This window comes from Brucella lupini (assembly GCF_002252535.1).
GTDB classification, from domain to species: domain Bacteria; phylum Pseudomonadota; class Alphaproteobacteria; order Rhizobiales; family Rhizobiaceae; genus Brucella; species Brucella anthropi.
In genome coordinates this window covers 464,077-485,656 of the sequence record NZ_NNRN01000062.1, presented here as the reverse complement: position 1 = coordinate 485,656, position 21,580 = coordinate 464,077, and the positions used below count along the sequence as shown (strand labels likewise).

Here is a 21,580-nt window from a genome sequence, read left to right as displayed (position 1 = left end):
AAAACGAAAACCCTTGGGACGGTTTACGTCTACCCCCTCAGCCGTTCGTTCTACCGGTCTGGCACGAACGGCTTGCCGAGCGAAGCCGGCGTATTCATCATCGTCAGGCGCTTGTTGCGCGATATGATGACCAGCACCACAATCGTCGCGAGATAAGGCAGCGCAGACAGGAACTGCGATGGCAGGCCAAAGCCCAGCGCCTGCGCGTGAAGCTGACCGATGGTCACCGCACCGAACAAGTAAGCGCCGATCAATACGCGCCATGGCCGCCACGATGCGAACACGACAAGCGCAAGTGCGATCCAGCCACGACCGGCCGTCATGTTTTCCACCCATTGCGGCACGTAGACGAGTGACAATTGCGCGCCTGCAAGACCGGCACAAGCACCGCCGAACAAAACCGCCAGAAAGCGCGTGCGCACCACATGCACGCCGAGCGCATGGGCCGAGCCATGGCTGTCGCCGATGGCGCGCAATGTAAGCCCTGCACGCGTGCGGAACAGAAACCATGCCACACCGATAACCAGCAGGATCGAAAGATAGAAGATCGGATCCTGACCGAAGAAGAACCGCCCGACAAGCGGCAGATCGGTCAGATAGGGAATATGGATGGCTTCAAGCCGGACACCTGGAAGCCCGACAAAGCTTTCGCCGAGCAAGGCCGATGCTCCAACGCCAAGAATCGTCAGCGCCAGCCCGGTTGCGACCTGATTGGTGACGAGTATGAGCGTCAGAAAGCCAAAAATAGCGGAGAAAAGCGCACCGACCAGAACGGCGGCAAACAAGCCTAACCAGGCCGAGCCGGTCATTTGTGCAATGGCGAAGCCGGACACGGCCCCCATCAGCATCATGCCCTCGACACCAAGATTGAGCACGCCGGAACGTTCAACAACCAGTTCGCCGATGGCAGCGATCAGGAGCGGTGTCGCTGCCGTTGCAATTGTGAGAAGAATAGCCTGCGTCAAATCCATGGGATCAGGCCTTTCCCGCGTGGCGACCGGATATGAAGCGAATGCGATAAAGGATGAGTGTATCGCAAGCGAGAACGAAGAATAGGATCATGCCCTGAAACACGCGCGCAGATTTTTCGGAGATGCCGATAGCCACCTGTGCAGCTTCGCCTCCAAGATAGGAAAGCGCCAACACCAGACCGGCTGCTATTGCTCCCAGCGGATTGAGGCGTCCCAGAAACGCGACGATGATCGCCGTAAAACCGTAGCCCGGAGATATGACCGGACGAAGCTGGCCGATGGCACCGGAGGTTTCCGCGATGCCTGCGAGACCGGCAAGGGCACCGGAAATCGCAAAGACGAAGAACACCATCTTGCCCGCGCTGAAACCCGCGAAACGCCCGGCTCTCGGACTTTGGCCGATCACCTTGACCTCGAAACCCTTCAGCGTGTGCTTGAGCAGGAGCCAGACGACAACCGCTGCAACGAGCGCAAAGATGAAGCCCCAATGCGCGCGGCCCGATGCGCTCCAGATTTCCGGCAGAATGGCGCTATCGTTGAACTGACGGGTTTCCGGGAAATTATATCCTTCCGGGTTGCGCCATGGCCCGCGCACGAGCCAGTCGAGGAACAGCTGCGCGACATAGACAAGCATAAGGCTGGTCAGGATTTCATTGGTATTGAAGCGCACTTTCAGCAAAGCGGGAATGGATGCATAGGCCGCGCCGCCTGCCATCCCCATCAGCATCATCAGGGGCAAAACCACCCAAGACTGCAGTTCAGGGAACATAACGGGCAAGATCGATCCCGCTATGGCACCGGCGATGAACTGCCCCTCGGCACCGATATTCCAGTTGTTGGACAGAAAGCAGACGCAGAGGCCGACTGCGATCAGGATCAGCGGCGCAGCCTTCACGAGCAATTCATGCCAAGACCAGATGTCGAACAAAGGCTCGACAAAGAAGACATAAAGCGCATGCAACGGATCCTTGCCCATCAGCGCAAACGCAAGTCCGCCGAAAATCAGCGTCAACGACAGTGCCAGCAATGGTGACAAGGCGCTGAAAAGTCTCGACGGCTGCGGGCGTTTGACGAGTTCAATCCGCATCATGCAGCTCCCGCCTCTCCTGAGATACCGCCCATCAAAAGACCGATCTTTTCCAGCGTTACATCGGCAATCGGCAGAGGATCGGAGAGCTGGCCATGATTCATCACGGCAATGCGGTCACTGATTTCAAGAAGCTCATCAAGGTCCTGACTGATGACGAGAACTGCCGAACCGGAGCGCGCAAGATCCACAAGTGCCTGCCGGATATGTGCTGCGGCACCGGCATCCACGCCCCATGTCGGCTGGTTCACAACCATGACCAATGGTGAGCGATCAAGCTCGCGCCCGATGATGAATTTCTGCAGGTTTCCGCCAGAAAGTGCAGATGCGGGCGGATTTTCAGCACTCTTGCGCACATCCATCCGTTCAATGATGCGTTTTGCAGCCGATCGAAGCGCGCTCTCTGCGATCAGCTTCATCTTGCCGCCACGCAGGAACATCTTTGCGTCGGTCTTGTATCGCGACAAGAACAGATTGTCGGTCAGCGTCATGGTCGGAACAGCACCGTGACCAAGCCGCTCCTCCGGCACGAAGGCTGCCCCCATCATGCGGCGGTCGCTGATGCCGGCCTTGCCTGCATCCTTCCCGCGAATGCGCACATTCGATGGATTTGACTGCAGCACTTCACCCGAAACAGCTTCGAAGAATTCACCTTGCCCGTTGCCTGCAACACCGGCAATGCCAACGACTTCGCCTGCGGCGACCGAGAGAGAAATATCTTTCAATGCCGTCGAAAATGGCCCACGCGGCGGTTGCGACAGTGACCTGATTTCAAAAAGTGCGTCATTACCGGCATTTACTGCCACAATGGGGCTACGTGCCACGACATTGATATCATTACCGACCATCATACGAGCGAGCGACGCGGCGGTTTCCTTGCGCGGATCGCAATGCGCAACGACCTTGCCATGCCGCAACACGGTTGCGCGGTCACAGAGGCGTTTCACTTCCTCCAGACGATGGCTGATATAGAGGATCGACTTGCCTTCGGCTTTCAGGCGCTCCAGCGTTTCAAACAACTTGTCGGCTTCTTGCGGCGTCAGCACCGAAGTCGGCTCATCAAGGATGATGAGATCCGGCTCCTGAAGAAGACAGCGCACGATTTCGATACGCTGACGTTCGCCGACGGACAGATCACCAACATGGGCCTGCGGGTCGACCGGAAGACCGTAAGTCCTGCCAACCTCACGCGCACGCTTCGCAACGTCTGAAAGCGGTAGCGAACGGTCGAGCGACAAGGCAATGTTCTCAGCGGCAGTTAGTGAGTCGAACAGCGAAAAATGCTGAAAAACCATGCCTATGCCAAGTTTTCTTGCGGCGGCAGGTTCATCTATCGTGACAGGTTGCCCCTTCCAGACGATTTCGCCTTCAAGTGGCTGCAACGCGCCGAACAACATTTTCACAAAGGTTGATTTTCCGGCGCCGTTTTCACCCAGAAGCGCGTGAATTTCGCCTTCCCCGATGGTGAGATCGACACCATCGCAGGCCCGCAGCTGACCAAATACTTTCGTGAGCCGGCGGACATCCAGAAGAGGCCGGTCGGTTAAAGGCGCTGTCATTGTTCCCCAAAATTATATTTTTGAGCGACCTTATCCAGCAACTCTGCTCTTGAAAAGCCCAAAAGCAAGCAGCGGTGGACATATACACACTGCTGCAATCATCAGCCCGATCATGGAAGCAGAATGGTGGTTCCCGTCGTCTTGCGGGCTTCCAGATCCTCATGCGCCTTGCCCGCATCCTTGAGCGCATAGGTCTGGTTGATCTCGATCTTGACGGCTCCGCTTCCGACCACGTCGAAAAGCTCTGCTGCAGTCTTTTCGAGGTCCGCCCGCTTGGCGATATAATTGAACAGCGTCGGACGCGTGGCAAAGAGCGAACCCTTCTGCGCCAGAATGCCGAGATCAAACGGCGGAATGACACCCGATGACTGGCCAAAGCAGGCAAACATGCCAAGCGGCTTCAACACGTCGAGCGAACCCATATAGGTATCGCGCCCAACAGAATCATAGACAACGTCGACACCCGCTCCGCCCGTCAGTTCCTTCACCTTTTCGGCAAAATTCTCGGTGCGGTAATTGATGACATGGTCGTAGCCATGCTTTCTGGCCAGCGCGATCTTTTCTTCCGATCCCGCCGTGCCGATGACGGTGGCGCCAAGATGCTTCGCCCATTGTCCGGCAATCAAGCCTACACCACCGGCAGCGGCGTGAAACAGGATCGTCTGGCCCGGCTCCACCTTGAATGTACGCCGCAGAAGATATTGCGCCGTCATGCCTTTCAGCATCATGGAGGCGGCGGTTTTCAGATCGACATTATCCGGAACCTTGACCAGCCGGTCCGCTGGCAGAATGCGCTCGTCTGCATAGGAGCCCGGTGTCGCCACATAGGCAACACGGTCACCGACACGAACACCCTCAACGCCCGGACCAACCGCAATGACTGTGCCCGCGCCTTCATTGCCAGGCGTGAAAGGCATCTGGGCTGCCTTGTAAAGCCCGGTGCGGAAATAAACGTCGATGAAGTTCAGACCGACGGCTTCATGGCGCACTTTTGCCTCGCCCGGACCGGGTTCGCCTATCTCGATCTGTTCATACTTCATGACTTCCGGCCCACCGGTCTGATGGACGCGAATGGCATTGATCATGATGCTTCTCCACTCTTCTTTGCGGCAGCGGCTTTCTCAGCCGCGATGACGGTCGCAGTCCGTCCCAATCCTGGGAAAAACTGCATGACAGCGCCGATGAAGTAGATGTAGAGGCCCGTCACGGATATGCCAACGCGGACCCACAACGGCGCGTCCAGAGTATAATAGAGCGCAGCCGCGCCAAAGGCACACCAGAGCAGGAAAACCGTCAGATTAAGCGGTCGCAGGCGCACAACGCGCACTGGATGCAGGAAGTTGATCGGCAGGAACGACAGGATTGCCGACACGACAACGGTTGCGAAAGCGACCCACTCGCCCGGTTTGACGATGAAAAGCGTAAAGACCACCATGTTCCAGACGACCGGGAACCCCTTGAAGAAGTTCTCCTTCGTCTTCATGCCGGTGTCGGCATAATAGATCGCGCTCGAAACCACGATGATCGCGCCGGATATGAAGGACAGATATGTCCCCATGAACCCGCTTTGATAAAGCGCGAAAGCCGGTATCAGAACATAGGTGACATAGTCGATGATATTGTCGAGAAGCTCGCCAGACCAGTTCGGCAGAACATATTTGACTTCAAGCTTGCGCGCGATGGGGCCATCGATGCCGTCGACGAAAAGCGCCAGCCCCAGCCACCACCACATCGCCGTATAGCGCCCATCACTGGCCGCCACGATGGAAAGGAACGCCAGAAACGAACCCGATGCCGTCAGAAGATGAACCGAAAACGCCTTGGCTTGCGGCGCGGTGACTTTTTTGGCTTTGAGTTTTCCGGTCAGTTTGGTTTTCACGCCGTCCGCCATTTCAGTTTGTCGCCGCGCATATCCCGCCGAAGATAATCCCCAAGGCAGCGAGTACATTTCATCAAACGGGGAACGCGTACACCAAACAAACTGACGTCCCCAACCCTCAAGATCGTTGAATAGCTTCTCCCCCAGGAAAAGCCATGATCCTGCAGCAGCTTTCCCTGAATAAGCACAAAAGAGCAAGTAAGGCGTGAGGCAAATCCGCCATAATCCCACGGAAGAATGGTCTTTTGCCTGCAATTCGGTTTAAGTGCAGCTCAAACGCATCCGTCTGGAATCATCAGACAATGCGATATGCATAGCGAACGGTCACGAGGTCTGCACTGTCGGACCAGGGATGAAACACGATGAACGATCTTGTTGTGAACAAGCCTCTCACTGACATTGTCATCAGCGGCAGCGGGCCTGCCGGGATGATGGCAGCGCTGGCGCTTGGCGCAAAAGGCTATCGCACCGTGTTGCTTGGACCGGAGACCGATAAGGGTGACCGCCGCACCACCGCACTCATGATGCCTGCCATCAGACTACTGGAGGGACTGGGCGTCTGGTCGGATATCGAGCCGGAAGCAGCCCCCCTCGCTTCCATGCGCATTATAGACGCCACGCGACGGCTCGTGAGAAGCCCTGTCGTCACCTTCCGTGCGGGCGAAATTGATGAGACTGCGTTCGGCTACAATATCCCCAATGCCGTTTTGAACGAGAAGCTGGCTGACGCCGTTTCCCGCAATCCGAGTATCCAGCGCATCAATGCCTCTGTTATCGAATACCGTCACAATGGCGACCACGTAACCATCACGCTTTCAGGTGGCGACACATTGCATACGCGGCTGGTCGTGGCAGCCGACGGGCGCAATTCGATGGCCCGCGAAGCGGCAGGCATCCGCACACGCCGCTGGAGCTATCCGCAGACAGCCGTCGTGCTTTCCTTCTCGCATAGCGTCGACCACGAGAATATTTCGACGGAGTTCCACACCGAAGAAGGCCCTTTCACTCAAGTGCCGTTGAAAGGCAAACGCTCAAGCCTCGTCTGGGTGGTCAATCCCGGTCGCGCCGAAACGCTGCTTGCGCTTGACGAAGCCACGCTCGCTCAGCGCATCGAAGACATGATGCAGTCCATGCTGGGCAAGATTAACCTCGAGATCAAGCCGCAAGCCTGGCCCCTTTCCGGCCTCGTGCCCCATGTCTTTGCGGCCAAGCGCACGATCCTGATTGGTGAAGCCGCACATGTGTTTCCACCGATTGGCGCACAAGGCCTCAATCTGGGTTCCCGCGATGTCGAAACGCTGGTCAAGGCTATCGAAAGCGATCCTGTCGACCCGGGCTCAAATCGGGTCATTCGCGCCTATGACCGCGCAAGACGTCCGGATATTCTAGCCCGCACCGGCTCTGTCGATGCGCTCAATCGTTCACTTCTCTCCGGCATGCTTCCGGCGCAGATCGTGCGTGGAGTGGGATTGGAAATGCTCCGCTCATTCGCACCGCTGCGCGCATTCTTCATGCGTGAGGGGCTTCGTCCTGGCAGCGGTTTCTCGCATCTGCTACCGAAACTGCCAAGCCTTCCACACCGAAGCGACGGCAAACGTTCCAGCTAACTTAATTTTCGGACCATCCGAGACATCGAACAGACAGAATTGCCGGTTACCGCCGACTTTAATTTGTCACGCGGTGAACTACATAATGTTGCATGGGTATGACACAGATAAAGCACGCGAAATTTCAGATCGGTCAGGTCGTCAAGCACCGGCTATTCCCCTTCCGCGGGGTTATCTTTGACGTAGACCCCGAATTTGCAAATACGGAGGAATGGTATGAGTCCATTCCGGAAGAAGCGCGCCCGCATCGCGACCAGCCGTTTTACCATCTGCTCGCGGAAAACGCGGAATCCGAATATGTCGCCTATGTATCGGAGCAGAACCTGGTGCCGGATTTAAGCGGCGAGCCTTTGCGCCATCCTCAGATCGAGGAGATGTTTGATCGACAGGACAATGGTTCCTATCGCGTAAAGTCGCAACATTCTAACTAATATAGCACTATCTTCTAAAGTGATGGTTCAAAAAAAAGGGCGCTCAAAGCGCCCCTTTTTCATAACACACTGGACAGACAGCAGCTTAGTTGGCTGCGCCCTTTGCCTTGTCCTGTTCAGCCTTCATCTTGGCTTCGAAATCCTTCTGGCGCTTCTGGACGGCGTCCTGAAGTTCCTTCTGGCGTTCTTCCAGTTCGGACTGCTTGAGAGCCGGGCCGGTCAGAGCGCCTGAGAAGCCGGTGAGTGCAACCGGAATCGGGTTCGGCTTGTTCTGATAGTTGACCGAAGTCAGGGTCAGCTTGCCGCCCTTCTTGAGCGCATTAATGAGATCGTCGGTCAGCGGAGCTTCTGCGATGCAGCGATCCGGGAAGCAGATGCCGTATTCAAGCTTGACCGGCTTGTTGTTGTCGATCTGGAGGCCGACGCCGGCAGGAATCAGACGACCAATAGGAACGGTCACCTGAAAGATCTTGCGGTTGATCTTGCCCTTGATCTCGATGAGGTTGACGGCGGTCAGGAGCTGGCCGGAATCTGCAGTGACGATGTTCTGCGTGTTGCAGATGTCATTGTCTTCCTGCTTCGAGCAAACCTTGAACCAGCCCTGTGGCGGCTGCTGCGCCGATGCAGGCATCGTCGCGGAGGCAAGCAGGGCGAACGCGCCAGCAATGGCAGATGCGGCAGCGATTGTCTTAGTGCTGGACATGATCAACAGGTTCCTTTCAACGCTCTGATCTATAGTTCCCGTTCTGTATTATAAGTCAGCGATAGACCGTCACTGGTTTTAAAATGCGGCAACAGCGTGACCTTGGGGATTTTAGCCCCCATCCAGACCCTTGCGGGCCCCAATCCGGAGCCGTGTTACAACGACTAGGGGTATGAATCCAGATGAGTTTCGTCTTTCCATGCCCGGAATCCGCCAAAATCTTTATTTTAGCCCCTACTGTCGCGTGACGGACACGCCCTAATTCCGCACTTAATGTACGATCATGCTAGTTTTCGGTTCCGAATCGACGCTTCCCGGCGCCGACCATCAAACTTATTTACAATGGACGATTGAAGTTGAACGGATTGATTGCCTTTCTCCGCAAAGTGGTTCTTGCGAGCCTTACCGGAGCTGTCGTCGGCGTGCTGCCGGCGCAGGCGATAGCCGAAGCACAGCCGGACTATGCGCTCTCCATGCATGGAGATGTGGCGCTGCCGGCTGACTTCACCCATTTCCCCTATGCAAATGCCGACGCCCCGAAGGGCGGCGCCATCACAATGGGCGTTGTCGGCACTTTCGACAGTCTCAACCCATTTGTTCTGAAAAGCATGCGTACGACAGCGCGCGGCCTGTTCGGGGATGTCGACCTCGGAAATCTGGTTTACGAAACGCTCATGCAGCGCTCGCGGGACGAACCCTTTACCCTTTACGGCCTGCTTGCTGAAAAGGTTGCGGTTGATCCGGACCGCAAATGGGTCGAATTCACCCTGAACCCGAAAGCGAAATGGTCGGACGGCCAGCCGGTGACGGTGGATGACGTTCTCTTCACCTATGACATTCTGACGGAAAAGGGACGCCCTCCCTACAACAACCGGATGAGTCGGGTCGAGAAGATCGAAAAGACGGGGGAGCGCTCATTTCGCTTCACCTTCAACGACAAGTCGGATCGCGAATTTCCGATGCTGATTGCCTCATCGATGCCCGTGCTGCCAAAGCACGCCATTGATCGCGAAACCTTCGGCAATTCATCCCTGAAACCACCTGTCGGCAGCGGCCTGTATCTCGTTTCCGGCGTGCAGCCCGGCCAGCGTATTATCTACAAGCGCAACCCTGACTACTGGGGCAAGGATCTGCCGTCGCAGCGCGGTCTCAACAACTTCGATACGTTGACGATTGAATATTACCGAAACGAGACATCCCTGTTTGAGTCTTTCAAGAAGGGGCTGCTGGATGTCTTCATCGAAGCAAACCCGACTCGATGGGAGAAGCTTTATGATTTCCCGGCTGTAAAACAGGGCCGTGTCATCAAGGACAGCTTTGAAAAAGGCACGCCAGCCAACATGCTCGGCTTCGTGTTCAACACGCGCCGTCCGATTTTCGCCGACCGTCGTGTCCGGCAGGCTCTGGGGCTGCTCTTCGACTTCGAATGGGCTAACCGCAACCTTTTCGCCGATCAGTACCGCCGCACGCAGAGTTTTTGGGAAGGATCGGAGCTTTCCTCCGTCGGCAAGCCTGCCGATGACCGCGAGAAGCAGTTGCTGAAACCATTCCCCGAAGCCGTTCGCGACGATGTCATGAATGGTACATGGCATCCGCCGGTAACGGACGGTAGCGGTCATGACCGCACGCCTGCAAAGAAAGCCTACGATCTCCTGACTGACGCGGGTTTTCAGTTTGAACACGGCCTCGCCGTTGATCCCTCTGGCAAGCCGCTTAAATTTGAGATCATGACGCGCTCGCCCGACGAGGAAAAAGTCGCGTTGGCTTACAAGCGCAATCTCGCGCGACTGGGCATCACAATCGAAATACGCACTGTGGACGACGCCCAGTATCAGCAACGCCTCCAGACATTCGACTACGACATGATTCTCGGAGCGCTGACCGGATCGCTTTCGCCCGGCAACGAACAATGGATGCGCTGGGGCGCAGCCTCGCGTGACGTTCAGGGAAGTTTCAACTATCCGGGCGTTGCTGATCCGGCAGTAGATGCGATGATTGAAGCACTGCTGGCAGCCAGAAGCCGCGCCGATTTCGTGAGTGCGGTCCGCGCCCTTGATCGTGTGCTTATCTCCGGGGATTACTACATTCCGCTTTACCACCTGCCCTATCAGTGGGTAGCGCGCTGGGATCGCATCGAGCATCCGCAGAAGACTTCACTCTATGGCTATCAACTGCCAACCTGGTGGCGCGCAAAGCCATGATCGGGCTTTAACGTTGATGTAATTCGCCCTACATGCACCCAATATATGATGAGTACTCAACCGGAGGCCACGCCTCTGGTTCCCGTATGGAGACACTGCCATGGCCACCAGAAAGATAACTATCGATGTCGTGTCCGACGTCGTCTGCCCTTGGTGCTTTCTGGGGCGCAAGCGCCTTGAGGCGGCACTTGCCATGGTGCCGGATGTGGAGGCGGAAGTGCGCTGGCGTCCCTTCCAGCTCGACCCGACCCTGCCTCCGCAGGGAAAGGATCGCCAGACCTACATGCGCGAGAAATTCGGCACCGGCGGAAAGATTGATGACATCCACAAGCAGCTGACCCAGCTTGGTGAGGAAAACGGCATCGTCTTCGATTTCGATGCCATCGCCCGAGCGCCAAATACTCTGGACGCACATCGCGTCATCCATTGGGCAGCACAGGCTGCACCTGATACGCAGGACCGGATGGTCGGCATGTTGTTCTCGCTCTATTTCGAGCAGGGACAGGATATCGGCGACCACGAAGTGCTGGTTGATGCTGCGGCAAGCGTCGGCATGGATGCCGAAGTGGTCGCCCGGCTCCTGCAAAGTGAGGCAGACAAGGCAACGATTCGTGAGGAGATCGATACCGCCAGCCGCATCGGCGTGCGCGGCGTACCATGCTTCATCATCGATCAGAAATATGCCGTCATGGGCGCTCAGACGGCAGATGTCCTTGCTGACGCTATTCGCCAGACGGCTGAAGGCTTTGAGCCGGGGATTTCTGAAGATCGCTAAAAGACGCGAAGCGGCGGGTTAACCCGCCGCGATCTTCGCCAGTTGCGTCATGATGACGGCAGAACCGTTGAGGCGCTTTTCCGGTGTCGGCCAGTCGCGGATGAAGACGATGCTCTGATCCGGCCTGATCTTGGCCATGGAGCCCTGTTCACCGATCATTTTCACCAGCCCGACCGGGTTGTTGAACGTCGCATGACGGAACTGGATGACCACGCCCTTCGGACCGGCATCGAGCTTCTCGACATTCGCACGGCGGCAGAGTGCCTTGATGTAAACGATCTTGAGCAGGTGCTGCACTTCATCCGGCATCGGACCAAAACGGTCAATGAGTTCCGCGCCGAAAGCATCTATATCCTGCGGCTCTTCCAGATCGGCGAGACGGCGATAAAGGCCGAGGCGCAATTGCAGGTCCGGCACATAGGCTTCGGGGATCATAACCGCCGTGCCAATAGCGATCTGCGGCGACCACTGGCTGTCTTCCACTTCGTCGGAACCCTTGAGCGTCGCAACGGCTTCTTCCAGCATCTGCTGGTAAAGCTCAAAACCGACTTCCTTGATATGGCCAGACTGTTCCTCGCCGAGCAGATTGCCTGCCCCGCGAATATCCATATCGTGGCTGGCAAGCTGGAAGCCTGCGCCCAGCGTGTCGAGCGACTGTAGAACCTTTAGGCGACGTTCCGCCATCTGCGTCAGCATCTTACCTGCCGGAAGTGTGAACAGCGCGAAAGCGCGCTGCTTCGAGCGACCAACACGACCGCGCAGCTGGTAGAGCTGTGCCAGACCGAACATATCGGCGCGGTGCACGATCATCGTGTTGGCCGTCGGAATATCGAGACCGGATTCCACAATGGTCGTGGACAGAAGCACATCATACTGGCCGTCATAGAAGGCGTTCATGATGTCATCGAGCACGCCCGGCGCCATCTGACCATGGGCCACGGCCACTTTCAGTTCGGGCACGTGCGTTTTCAGGAACTCCTCTATCTCGCCAAGATCGGAAATGCGCGGGCAGACGTAGAAACTCTGGCCGCCACGATAGCGTTCGCGCAAAAGCGTCTCGCGAATGACGAGCGGATCGAACGGTGAGACGAAGGTGCGCACCGCCATACGATCGACGGGTGGCGTGGTGATGAGCGACAGTTCGCGCACGCCGGTTAGCGCAAGCTGCAAAGTGCGCGGGATCGGCGTGGCGGACAATGTCAGCACATGCACGTCCGACTTCAGTTCCTTCAGCCGCTCCTTGTGCTTAACGCCGAAATGCTGCTCTTCATCGATGATGAGCAGACCGAGATTCTTGAATTTGATCGAGTTGCCGAGCAGCGCATGCGTGCCGACGACAATATCGACCGTTCCTTCTTCCAGTCCCTTTTTGGCAGCCGCAAGTTCTTTCGTGCCGACAAGACGCGAGGCATGGGCAAGATTGATCGGCAGACCATGGAAGCGCTTCGAGAAGGTCTTGAAATGCTGGCGCGACAGGAGCGTTGTCGGCACGACTATCGCCACTTGAACGCCACTCATCGCAGCAATGAAAGCAGCGCGCAGGGCTACTTCCGTCTTGCCGAAGCCGACATCACCGCAGATCAGGCGATCCATCGGCTTGCCAGCAGCCAGATCGTCCGCCACGGACTCGATTGCCGTCAGCTGGTCGTCGGTTTCATCATAGGGGAAGCGAGCAGAAAATTCGGCATAGAGACCATCTGGCGGCGTCATCACCGGCGCACCGCGCATCTGCCGTTCGGCAGCGATCTGGATCAGATGCCCGGCAATCTCAAGCAGGCGTTTCTTGAGCTTGGCCTTGCGCATCTGCCACGCGCCACCGCCAAGCTTGTCGAGAACCGCATCGGAGCCCTCCGAACCATAACGCGAGAGCAGTTCGATATTTTCAACCGGCAGGAACAGCCGGTCATCGCCCGCATAGTGAATTTCAAGACAGTCGTGGGGAGCGCCAGCGGCGGTAATGGTCTTGAGGCCAATGAAGCGACCGATACCGTGATCGACATGGACGACGATATCGCCAGCGTTTAGCGAGGCGACTTCCGAGATGAAATCCTGATCGCGCTTGCGGCGCTTAGAACGGCGGATAAGACGGTCACCCAGAATATCCTGCTCGGCCACGATGACGAGATCGCCCGCGTCGAATCCGCTCTCGACGGCCAGCACAGCCGCCGTTACCTTGTCGCGCGACAGCGCCTTGACGGTAGAAAGCCGGTCAACCGACTCGATCTTTTCCAGCCCATGTTCATCAAGGACCTGCAAAAGACGGTCGAGAGAACCTTCAGTCCAGGCAGCAACCAGCACTTTCTTGCCCGCTGCACGCAGTTCGGCAATATGCTTCACCACCGCTTCGAACAGGTTCACGTCGGTGGCGGCGCGCTCCTCGGCAAAGCTGCGGCCCTTGTGCACATCGGCATGAATAATCGTCCGCCCCGTAACCTCCGGCGCACCGAATGGCGTCAGGTCGATGCGCATACCTCCGGCCTCAGCGTGCTTCTCGACCTCTGATGGTGTGAGATAAAGCGTTTCCGGCTTGACCGGTTTGTAAGGCACGGCATCGCTGCCCGGCTCCTTGCCTTCGGCCTGCCTCAGCCGCGCCTCGTAGTGATCGACAACCATGGTGTGGCGCTCGGTCAGCGCCTCATGCACCAGATGGTCGAACACCACCGGCATATTGCCCGCATGGTCGAAGACGGTATCAAGCTTGTCGTAGAAAAGCGGCAGCCAGTGTTCCATGCCCGCAAAGCGACGACCTTCACTGATCGCCTGATAAAGCGCGTCATCGCGCTGCGGCGCACCGAACATCGCGACGTAATTCTTGCGGAAACGGCTGATCATGTCCGGCGAAAGCGTGATTTCGCTCATCGGCTGGAGCACGAACTCCTTGCGTGTGCCCGTGGTACGCTGCGAAGCCGGATCGAAAGCGCGGATCGATTCCAGTGTGTCGCCAAAGAAATCAAGCCGCAACGGCTCTTCTGCGCCGGGTGCATAAAGATCGAGAATACCACCACGAACGGCAAATTCGCCGATGTCGCGCACGGTGGAAACACGTTCGAAACCGTTGCGCTCCAGCCGGGATGCCAGATCGTTCATATCCAGCTGGTTGCCGGGACGCGCCGAAATCACCTGTTCGGCTATCGCCGCTTCCGGCGGCAGCTTTTGCAGAACGGCATTGGCTGTGGTGAGAATGATGGCAGGATGCGGTGCCTTTTTAAGCTGGGACAGCGCGCTGAGTGCGGCGAGCCGACGTGCCGATGCGTCTGCACCGGGCGATACGCGGTCATAAGGCAAGCAGTCCCAAGCAGGCAGATGCAGAACCGGCATATCCGGTGCCACGAAACTCAAGACCTGCTCCAGATCGGCAATGCGCTGCCCGTCGCGCACGATATACATAATCGGTCCGCGTTCGCCGATCTCTTCCGCCAGACGAATGAGACAGAACGCCTCATAACCGTCGGCAACGCCGTCGATCACGATATGACGATTTGCCCCGAGTGCGCTGGAGGACTTGAGACCTAGTTTGCTGAAAACGGGCATGGGAACCTTGAACTCAGAATTCTATGCGGTCGCGGAACGCGACAATATCGCGGAACAGAGGCGTGTCATAATCTGCCGGGATCGGGCTTTCACCCGTCACCCATTTCAGAAGATCGCGGTCAAGCACTTCAAGAATATGCTCGAACTCATTGAGCTGCGGATCGGTGAAGCCGACAATATATTCATCCGCATATTGCCCAAGGATCAAATCCATCTCGCGCATACCGCGATGCCACGCGCGAAACAGAAGCTTGCGGCGCCGTACATCCAGATTTTCCGTCGCCAATGTGCTGCCAGTCATCCTCGGTAAGCTCCAATCATTCAAATTGCTGCTGGTATATAGCATCTGCGCCGCAAACGGGAACCCGTTTATCCAACAAGAACAAAAAGAGCACAGAAAGATTGCGCACCGCCCTTGCACCGCAGGACGAAGCAGTTAATGCTCAAGCCCATGCGCCCATCCATGCTCGATCCATTTTTTGCTTCCGTTCGTTCGCTTTCCGGCATTGGCCCGAAGGTTGCCGCCCTGCTTGGCAAACTGCTTGGCACCGACATACCGGGCGCGGAGCCCAAGGTCGGTCAGCTCCTGTTTCTGGCACCGCACAGCGTGATCGACCGACGCAATCGGCCTGGTATCGCGCTTGCTCAGGAAGGTGCAATCGTCACGCTGGAAGTCATTGTAGACCAGCATCAGCCTGCACCACCCGGGCGTGGTAATGTTCCGCATCGCGTCTTCGCTCATGACGACACCGGCGAAATCGCGCTGACCTTCTTCCATGCGCAATTGCCTTGGCTGCAAAAAATGCTGCCTGAGGGTGAAACTGTCATCGTCTCGGGCAAGGTGGAATGGTTCAACGGTCGCGCCTCCATGGTCCACCCGGACTATATTGCGAGCTTAGAAGATGCAGCCAATCTGCCGATGGTCGAACCGGTCTATCCGCTGACCGCGGGTCTGTCGCCAAAGACATTGGCGCGCGCCGTCAAGGAAGCACTGACCCGCGTGCCTCCGCTGCAGGAATGGATCGACGGCCCGTTGCTGGCGCGGGAGCGCTTCACCAGTTTCCAGCAATCGCTGAACACGCTTCACCTGCCTGAAGACCCGTCGGATATCGCGCTTGAAAGCATTTCGCGGCGCAGGCTCGCATATGACGAGTTTCTGGCCGGACAATTGGCACTCGCCCTTGTTCGCGCGAAAACACGGCGGCTTTCCGGTCGTCCTCTGGAAGGTACAGGGCGCATCGTCGCCGAAATCATGCGCCACCTGCCCTATCGCTTGACCAAGGGGCAGGATCAGGCAGTTCGCGAAATCATCACAGATCTTAAATCGCCTGAGCGCATGTTGCGGCTTTTGCAGGGCGATGTCGGCTCCGGCAAGACGGTCGTTGGATTGCTGTCCATGGCGCATGCCGCTGAATCCGGCGGCCAATCAGCACTCATGGCGCCGACGGAAGTTCTCGCCCGCCAGCATTTTGCAACCATCGCGCCGCTTGCGGAGAAAGCGGGACTGAAAACCGCCCTTCTGACCGGTCGCGAAAAGGGCCGTGACAGGAATGCAGTTCTCGAAGGATTAAAAACTGGCGAAATCGATATCGTCATCGGCACGCATGCGCTTTTTCAGGAAAAGGTCGAATATCACGACCTCGTTCTGGTCATCATCGATGAACAGCATCGTTTTGGCGTGCACCAACGTCTGATGCTGACCGCAAAGGGTTCTGCACCGGATATGCTGGTCATGACGGCTACACCTATTCCGCGCACCCTCGTCCTCACCGCTTTTGGCGATATGGACGTGTCGAAACTGACCGAGAAGCCTGCCGGACGCCAGCCCATCACGACCGCCATCGTGCCGATGGAACGTATGGGGGAACTTGTCGAGCGAATCCGAAAAGCTGTGGCAGAAGGACAGAAAATCTACTGGATTTGCCCGCTCGTTGAAGAATCCGAAGTCGTTGAACTGACTTCGGCGGAGGAACGTTTCGAAAGCCTCAAACCCGTCTTTGGGGATCGCATCGGTCTCATCCATGGCCGCATGAGCGGGGCTGAAAAAGACGAAGCCATGCGGGCATTCAAGCAGGGCGAAACGCGGTTACTGGTCGCGACCACTGTGATCGAAGTCGGCGTAGATGTTCCCGATGCGACGATCATTGTTATTGAACATGCCGAACGTTTCGGCCTGTCGCAACTGCACCAGCTGCGCGGCCGCGTGGGGCGCGGCGACAAACCGTCAACGTGCTTGCTGCTTTACAAAGGCCCGCTGGGCGAAATCGCACAAGCCCGGCTGAAGGTCATGCGCGAGACGGAAGACGGTTTTCGTATCGCGGAAGAAGATTTGAAACTGCGTGGCGAAGGCGAATTGCTCGGCACGCGGCAATCCGGCACCCCAGGCTTCCGCTTGGCTTCCATCGAAGCGCATGGTGATCTTCTGGAAATCGCCCGCAAGGATGCGCGCTATATTCTGACAAGCGATCCCGATCTGGAGTCCGAACGCGGACAAGCACTGCGCGTGTTGCTATATCTTTTCGGGCGCGACGAAGCGATCAGGCTCCTGAGAGCAGGATAGCAAAATGACGGCTATCAGCCGCCATTTCTATTAACTTATCAAGATTTTGCTATAATAAGCTGATTTTACTCGACAGTTACCGACTTTGCGAGATTGCGTGGCTGATCGACATCCGTCCCCATCAGAACGGCTGTATGATAAGCCAGCATCTGGATCGGCAGCGCATAGACGAGCGGCGTGATGAATTCCGGCACATCCGGCAGAATGATGGTTGCCATCGTGTCGATGCTTGCTGCCTCGGCACCCTTCTTGTCGGTGATGAGAATGATGCGACCGCCACGTGCTGCAACTTCCTGCATGTTGGAAACGGTCTTCTCATAGAGCCGATCAGACGGCGCGATGACGATAACCGGCATGGTTTCATCGATCAGCGCAATCGGGCCGTGCTTCAACTCGCCGGCGGCATAGCCTTCAGCGTGGATATAAGAAATTTCCTTGAGCTTCAGCGCGCCTTCCATCGCCAGCGGGAAAGACGTGCCACGACCGAGATAAAGCACATGATTGACCTTGGCCAGTTCATGGCAGACCGCAGCGATCTGGTCTTCAAGCTTCAGAACCTGGTTGATGAAACGCGGCGCTTCGGAAAGCTGGCGTACCAGTTCCTGTTCCCGCTTATCATCGATTGCGCCACGCGATTTTGCAGCCGCAATTACCAGCGATGCCATGGCCGAAAGCTGGCAGGTAAAGGCCTTGGTAGAAGCAACGCCAATTTCTGGGCCCGCAAGCGTCGGGAAAACGGCATCAGATTCACGCGCAATGGTCGAGCCGGTGACATTCACGACAGCTGCGATCTTCAATCCTTGCGACTTGCAGTAGCGTAGCGACGCCAGCGTATCGGCCGTTTCACCCGACTGGGACACGAATATCGCCAGCGAATCTTTCGACAACGGCATTTCGCGATAGCGGAATTCGGAAGCGATATCGCTGTCGACCGGCAGTCGCGCGATCTGCTCGAACCAGTATTTGCCAACCGAAGCCGCGTAGTAGGCCGTACCGCAGGCAGAAATTGTCAGGCGATCGATCTTGCTGAAATCGATATCAATGGCTTCCTGACGAACCTTGCCCGTCGTGAAGTCGAGATAATTGGCGAGCGTATGGGAAATGACTTCCGGCTGCTCGAACATCTCTTTCTGCATGAAGTGACGATGATTGCCCTTGGAGACGAGCATATTCGCCGTCTGAGTCTTCTGAATCGGACGCTCAACTTCGTTGTTGTTTTCGTCGTAAACGGTCACACCCTTACGCGTCAGGACGGCCCAGTCGCCATCTTCGAGATAGGCGATGGTATCCGTGAAAGGCGAAAGTGCGATAGCGTCGGAACCGAGGAACATTTCGCCCTCACCGTAACCAACGGCGAGTGGCGGCCCCTGGCGCGCTCCGATCAAGAGTTCTTCGTCACCCTCAAACAGGAAAGCGAGTGCGAAGGCACCATGCAGCATCGGCAGGCTGTCGCGCACAGCTTCAACCGGAGACTTGCCTTTTGCCAGTTCACGGGTGACCAGATGGGCAACAGCTTCGGTATCGGTTTCCGTCTGGAACTTGTAGCCTTCGGCCTCAAGCATGGTGCGAAGCTCGGCGAAGTTCTCGATGATCCCGTTATGGACGACCGCGAGGCGCTCGGTAATGTGTGGATGGGCGTTGCGCTCCACTGGCTTGCCGTGCGTAGCCCAACGGGTATGGCCGATACCAATAACGCCGGGAAGCGGCTCTCCGGCCAGGCGCTTTTCCAGATTGACCAGCTTGCCTTCGGCACGGCGCCGGTCGAGCCTGCCGTTCTGTAGTGTGGCAATACCGGCAGAGTCGTAGCCGCGATATTCAAGCCGCTTCAGTGCATCCACAAGAAGCGGAGCGACTTCGTTATTTCCGATGATGCCGATAATTCCACACATAGGCTGCTCCAAATCCGACGTTCAGGCGTGTTACTTCGCGGTTTAAAGATTCTAACGCAGAACGGCAACCCAGCGGATTGCCGTTCGCTTAAACAATTGGACGACTTATTTGGTCGCGGTTTTAGCCGCTTTGATGGCAGCGTACTTCTCTCGCAGGATCTTCGCCCGCCCCTCTTTTGTTTCCTGCCGGGCACGACCGAAAGCCAGCGCATCGGCAGGGACATTGTCGGTAATCGTGCTGCCTGAGGCGATATAAGCATTGTCGCCGATTTCCACCGGCGCGACCAGTGAGCTGTTCGAACCGATAAATGCGTTTTCGCCGATCACCGTCTTGTATTTGTTGTAGCCGTCGTAATTGCAGGTGATCGTGCCAGCGCCGATATTGCTGGAGGCTCCCACAGTCGCATCGCCGATATAGGTTAGGTGATTGATCTTCGCGCCTTTGTGCAAGGTGGCATTTTTCACTTCGCAAAAATTGCCAACCTTGGTTTTCTCACCGAGATTTGCACCCGGGCGCAGCCGCGCAAACGGCCCGATTTCGGCCTTCGGCCCAACGTCAGCACCTTCCATATGCGAGAAGGAATGGATCAGAGCTCCCGTCGCGACATGCACGCGAGGACCAAAAAACACGTTCGGTTCAACAATGACGTCGGCTTCGATCAGCGTATCATGCGAAAAGAAAACAGTTTCAGGTGCAATAAGCGTTACACCTGCAAGCATCATCTCGCGACGTTTGCGCTGCTGCCAGATGGCTTCGGCTTCGGCCAGTTCAACACGATTGTTGATGCCGATGACATTATCGACCGGCACTTCGATGGCCGTCACGTTCATGCCCTTGCTATGGGCGATGGCGACGATATCGGTCAGGTAATATTCGCCCTTGGCGTTGTCATTGCCCACCGCATCCAGAAGCGCCAGGGCGTGTTGACCGCGAACCGCCATCAGCCCGCCGTTGCAGAATCCGATCTGCTTCTGCTCTTCGGTTGCTTCCTTTTCCTCAATGATGGCGACAAGTTTGTCGCCTTTCTCGATGAGGCGCCCGTAGCCATGTGGATTGTCTGGGCGAAAACCGATAACGACAACGTCTGCACCCTCGGCCAGTCGTTCGCGAGCTTTCTGCAGAGATTGCGCCTCGATCAACGGCGTGTCACCGAAAACGATGAGCAGATCGTCATAGCCGCGTTCGATTGCTTCGCGGGCAGCGAGAACCGCATGCGCCGTGCCCAGGCGTTCCTTCTGCTCGAAAGCCGACACCGGGCCTGCGTTCTTTTCCACTGCCGCCCGCACATCGTCGGCGCCACGCCCCACCACCAGCGCAATGTCGCTCTTTCCGGTGCCCTGAACCGCCGTGACCACGTGAGAGACCAGCGGCAAGCCTGCCACCTGATGCAGTACTTTGGGCAAGTTGGATTTCATGCGTGTGCCTTCGCCAGCAGCAAGTACGATGGAAAGGCAGGTACGGTCTGTCATGGTATCGTCCAGAAAATTGAGATGATTTTCGCTCTTAACATCAAAGCGTCTATGAAAACTTACGGGCTGCTGCCAAACCTTTAACCCAACCGCCCGAGCGCGGGGAAATTCTCAAGCAGCCAGAACGAGAAGGATTGCATGCCTCCGGTCAGGAACAGGACACCTGCAGCGACCAGAAGCGCGCCCATTGCTTTCTCCACCTTGCCGAGATGCACGCGGAAACGTGAAAGAAACCGCATGAATGCGCCGGAAAAAAGGGCGGCAATCAAAAACGGAATGCCAAGGCCAAGCGAATAGGTTGCCAGCAATAACGCGCCCTCACCAACCGTGCTGCTGCCGCCTGCAAGCGTCAGAATCGGCCCAAGAACAGGCCCGATGCACGGCGTCCAGCCGAAGGCGAATGCCAGTCCCATGACATAGGCTCCAAGCGGCGATGCCGGAGCGTTGCGTGCCTGAAAACGAGCTTCGCGGGACAGGAACGAGAAACGCAAGATGCCAAGAAAGTTCAGTCCCATCAATATGATGACGACGCCCGCAACGATTGCGATCTCCTGCTGCCATGCGCGCAGGAAGGCGCCGATGGACGAAGCTCCAGCGCCGAGCGCCACAAAAACAGTTGTGAAACCGAGAACAAAGCAAATTGCCGCAAATGCCAACGAACGGCGCGCCGAAGGCGCGGCGGCAACGGCTGTCGCCTTATCTGCGCGAAAATCTTCTACGCTCACGCCCGCCATATAACACAGATAAGGCGGCACGAGCGGGAGAACACAGGGCGACAGGAACGACAGTGCACCGGCTCCGGCTGCGGTCATATATGAAATATCGAGCACCAATACCTCTTTCAGTTCATCAAATCGCTTGCGGTCTGGCCAAACCACAGGCTTATATAGACTAGATTCTGCTCTACTTAGAAAATT

Annotated in this window: 16 protein-coding genes; 5 read left to right on the top strand and 11 right to left on the bottom strand. The window is 56.9% G+C overall.

The window, feature by feature from the left end:
* Positions 1–50 precede the first annotated feature (50 nt).
* The 5 genes from CES86_RS25720 to pcsA form a co-directional block, all read right to left on the bottom strand.
* Complete coding sequence (locus CES86_RS25720; RefSeq protein WP_012093014.1) at positions 51–971, bottom strand: ABC transporter permease; 921 nt, start codon at positions 969–971, stop codon at positions 51–53.
* A 4-nt stretch (positions 972–975) separates the two neighbouring features.
* The gene (locus CES86_RS25715) at positions 976–2,058 is read right to left on the bottom strand and encodes an ABC transporter permease (RefSeq protein WP_040128691.1); all 1,083 of its coding nucleotides are present in this window, start codon (positions 2,056–2,058) and stop codon (positions 976–978) included.
* Positions 2,058–3,617, bottom strand: a complete 1,560-nt coding sequence (locus CES86_RS25710) for an ABC transporter ATP-binding protein (RefSeq protein ID WP_094515756.1) — start codon at positions 3,615–3,617, stop codon at positions 2,058–2,060. Before CES86_RS25710 ends, CES86_RS25715 begins: the two co-directional genes overlap by 1 nt.
* A gap of 110 nt (positions 3,618–3,727) precedes the next feature.
* Entirely contained in the window at positions 3,728–4,702 is a 975-nt protein-coding gene (locus CES86_RS25705) for a quinone oxidoreductase family protein (protein ID WP_029927378.1), read from the bottom strand.
* Positions 4,699–5,508, bottom strand: coding sequence for a phosphatidylcholine synthase (gene pcsA / locus CES86_RS25700; protein WP_094515755.1), 810 nt, complete (start codon positions 5,506–5,508; stop codon positions 4,699–4,701). Before pcsA ends, CES86_RS25705 begins: the two co-directional genes overlap by 4 nt.
* Before the next feature lie 350 nt (positions 5,509–5,858).
* Here pcsA and CES86_RS25695 point away from each other — a divergent pair, with 350 nt between their 5' ends.
* Positions 5,859–7,103: a UbiH/UbiF family hydroxylase gene (locus CES86_RS25695; protein WP_094515754.1), complete on the top strand. Its 1,245-nt coding sequence runs from the start codon at positions 5,859–5,861 to the stop codon at positions 7,101–7,103.
* A 92-nt stretch (positions 7,104–7,195) separates the two neighbouring features.
* A complete protein-coding gene (gene hspQ, locus CES86_RS25690) occupies positions 7,196–7,534 on the top strand; it encodes a heat shock protein HspQ (protein ID WP_010658834.1) in 339 nt (112 codons plus the stop codon).
* A gap of 85 nt (positions 7,535–7,619) precedes the next feature.
* On the opposite strand, the gene CES86_RS25685 is transcribed toward hspQ, so the two are convergent.
* Positions 7,620–8,237, bottom strand: coding sequence for an invasion associated locus B family protein (locus tag CES86_RS25685; protein ID WP_010658835.1), 618 nt, complete (start codon positions 8,235–8,237; stop codon positions 7,620–7,622).
* A 350-nt stretch (positions 8,238–8,587) separates the two neighbouring features.
* Between CES86_RS25685 and CES86_RS25680 the strand changes: the two genes are divergently transcribed.
* Together CES86_RS25680 and CES86_RS25675 are read left to right on the top strand one after the other, a co-directional pair.
* Positions 8,588–10,438 (top strand): extracellular solute-binding protein, encoded by a 1,851-nt coding sequence (locus tag CES86_RS25680; RefSeq protein WP_094515753.1) that lies wholly within the window; start codon positions 8,588–8,590, stop codon positions 10,436–10,438.
* Between the two features lie 100 nt (positions 10,439–10,538).
* Entirely contained in the window at positions 10,539–11,213 is a 675-nt protein-coding gene (locus CES86_RS25675) for a DsbA family oxidoreductase (RefSeq protein ID WP_029927370.1), read from the top strand.
* A gap of 18 nt (positions 11,214–11,231) precedes the next feature.
* Here the strand turns inward: CES86_RS25675 and mfd are convergent, their stop codons facing one another.
* Together mfd and CES86_RS25665 are read right to left on the bottom strand one after the other, a co-directional pair.
* Positions 11,232–14,744, bottom strand: coding sequence for a transcription-repair coupling factor (gene mfd / locus CES86_RS25670; RefSeq protein ID WP_094515752.1), 3,513 nt, complete (start codon positions 14,742–14,744; stop codon positions 11,232–11,234).
* A gap of 13 nt (positions 14,745–14,757) precedes the next feature.
* Complete coding sequence (locus CES86_RS25665; protein ID WP_012093025.1) at positions 14,758–15,045, bottom strand: FAD assembly factor SdhE; 288 nt, start codon at positions 15,043–15,045, stop codon at positions 14,758–14,760.
* A gap of 138 nt (positions 15,046–15,183) precedes the next feature.
* Between CES86_RS25665 and recG the strand changes: the two genes are divergently transcribed.
* Positions 15,184–17,304, top strand: a complete 2,121-nt coding sequence (gene recG / locus CES86_RS25660; protein ID WP_181834063.1) for an ATP-dependent DNA helicase RecG — start codon at positions 15,184–15,186, stop codon at positions 17,302–17,304.
* A gap of 65 nt (positions 17,305–17,369) precedes the next feature.
* Here recG and glmS read toward each other — a convergent pair whose 3' ends face one another.
* The 3 genes from glmS to CES86_RS25645 form a co-directional block, all read right to left on the bottom strand.
* A complete protein-coding gene (gene glmS, locus CES86_RS25655) occupies positions 17,370–19,193 on the bottom strand; it encodes a glutamine--fructose-6-phosphate transaminase (isomerizing) (protein ID WP_094515751.1) in 1,824 nt (607 codons plus the stop codon).
* 105 nt (positions 19,194–19,298) lie between these two features.
* Positions 19,299–20,663: a bifunctional UDP-N-acetylglucosamine diphosphorylase/glucosamine-1-phosphate N-acetyltransferase GlmU gene (gene glmU / locus CES86_RS25650; protein ID WP_094515750.1), complete on the bottom strand. Its 1,365-nt coding sequence runs from the start codon at positions 20,661–20,663 to the stop codon at positions 19,299–19,301.
* An 80-nt stretch (positions 20,664–20,743) separates the two neighbouring features.
* Entirely contained in the window at positions 20,744–21,493 is a 750-nt protein-coding gene (locus CES86_RS25645; RefSeq protein ID WP_012093029.1) for a cytochrome c biogenesis CcdA family protein, read from the bottom strand.
* Positions 21,494–21,580: the final 87 nt, after the last annotated feature.

What these genes read in the sequence shown, in the direction of transcription:
- CES86_RS25720 (WP_012093014.1), bottom strand. Translation starts at nt 971, where the DNA reads ATGGATTTGACGCAGGCTATTCTTCTCACAATTGCAACGGCAGCGACA.
- CES86_RS25715 (WP_040128691.1), bottom strand. Translation starts at nt 2,058, where the DNA reads ATGCGGATTGAACTCGTCAAACGCCCGCAGCCGTCGAGACTTTTCAGC.
- CES86_RS25710 (WP_094515756.1), bottom strand. Translation starts at nt 3,617, where the DNA reads ATGACAGCGCCTTTAACCGACCGGCCTCTTCTGGATGTCCGCCGGCTC.
- CES86_RS25705 (WP_029927378.1), bottom strand. Translation starts at nt 4,702, where the DNA reads ATGATCAATGCCATTCGCGTCCATCAGACCGGTGGGCCGGAAGTCATG.
- pcsA (WP_094515755.1), bottom strand. Translation starts at nt 5,508, where the DNA reads ATGGCGGACGGCGTGAAAACCAAACTGACCGGAAAACTCAAAGCCAAA.
- CES86_RS25695 (WP_094515754.1), top strand. Translation starts at nt 5,859, where the DNA reads ATGAACGATCTTGTTGTGAACAAGCCTCTCACTGACATTGTCATCAGC.
- hspQ (WP_010658834.1), top strand. Translation starts at nt 7,196, where the DNA reads ATGGGTATGACACAGATAAAGCACGCGAAATTTCAGATCGGTCAGGTC.
- CES86_RS25685 (WP_010658835.1), bottom strand. Translation starts at nt 8,237, where the DNA reads ATGTCCAGCACTAAGACAATCGCTGCCGCATCTGCCATTGCTGGCGCG.
- CES86_RS25675 (WP_029927370.1), top strand. Translation starts at nt 10,539, where the DNA reads ATGGCCACCAGAAAGATAACTATCGATGTCGTGTCCGACGTCGTCTGC.
- mfd (WP_094515752.1), bottom strand. Translation starts at nt 14,744, where the DNA reads ATGCCCGTTTTCAGCAAACTAGGTCTCAAGTCCTCCAGCGCACTCGGG.
- CES86_RS25665 (WP_012093025.1), bottom strand. Translation starts at nt 15,045, where the DNA reads ATGACTGGCAGCACATTGGCGACGGAAAATCTGGATGTACGGCGCCGC.
- recG (WP_181834063.1), top strand. Translation starts at nt 15,184, where the DNA reads ATGCTCAAGCCCATGCGCCCATCCATGCTCGATCCATTTTTTGCTTCC.
- glmS (WP_094515751.1), bottom strand. Translation starts at nt 19,193, where the DNA reads ATGTGTGGAATTATCGGCATCATCGGAAATAACGAAGTCGCTCCGCTT.
- glmU (WP_094515750.1), bottom strand. Translation starts at nt 20,663, where the DNA reads ATGACAGACCGTACCTGCCTTTCCATCGTACTTGCTGCTGGCGAAGGC.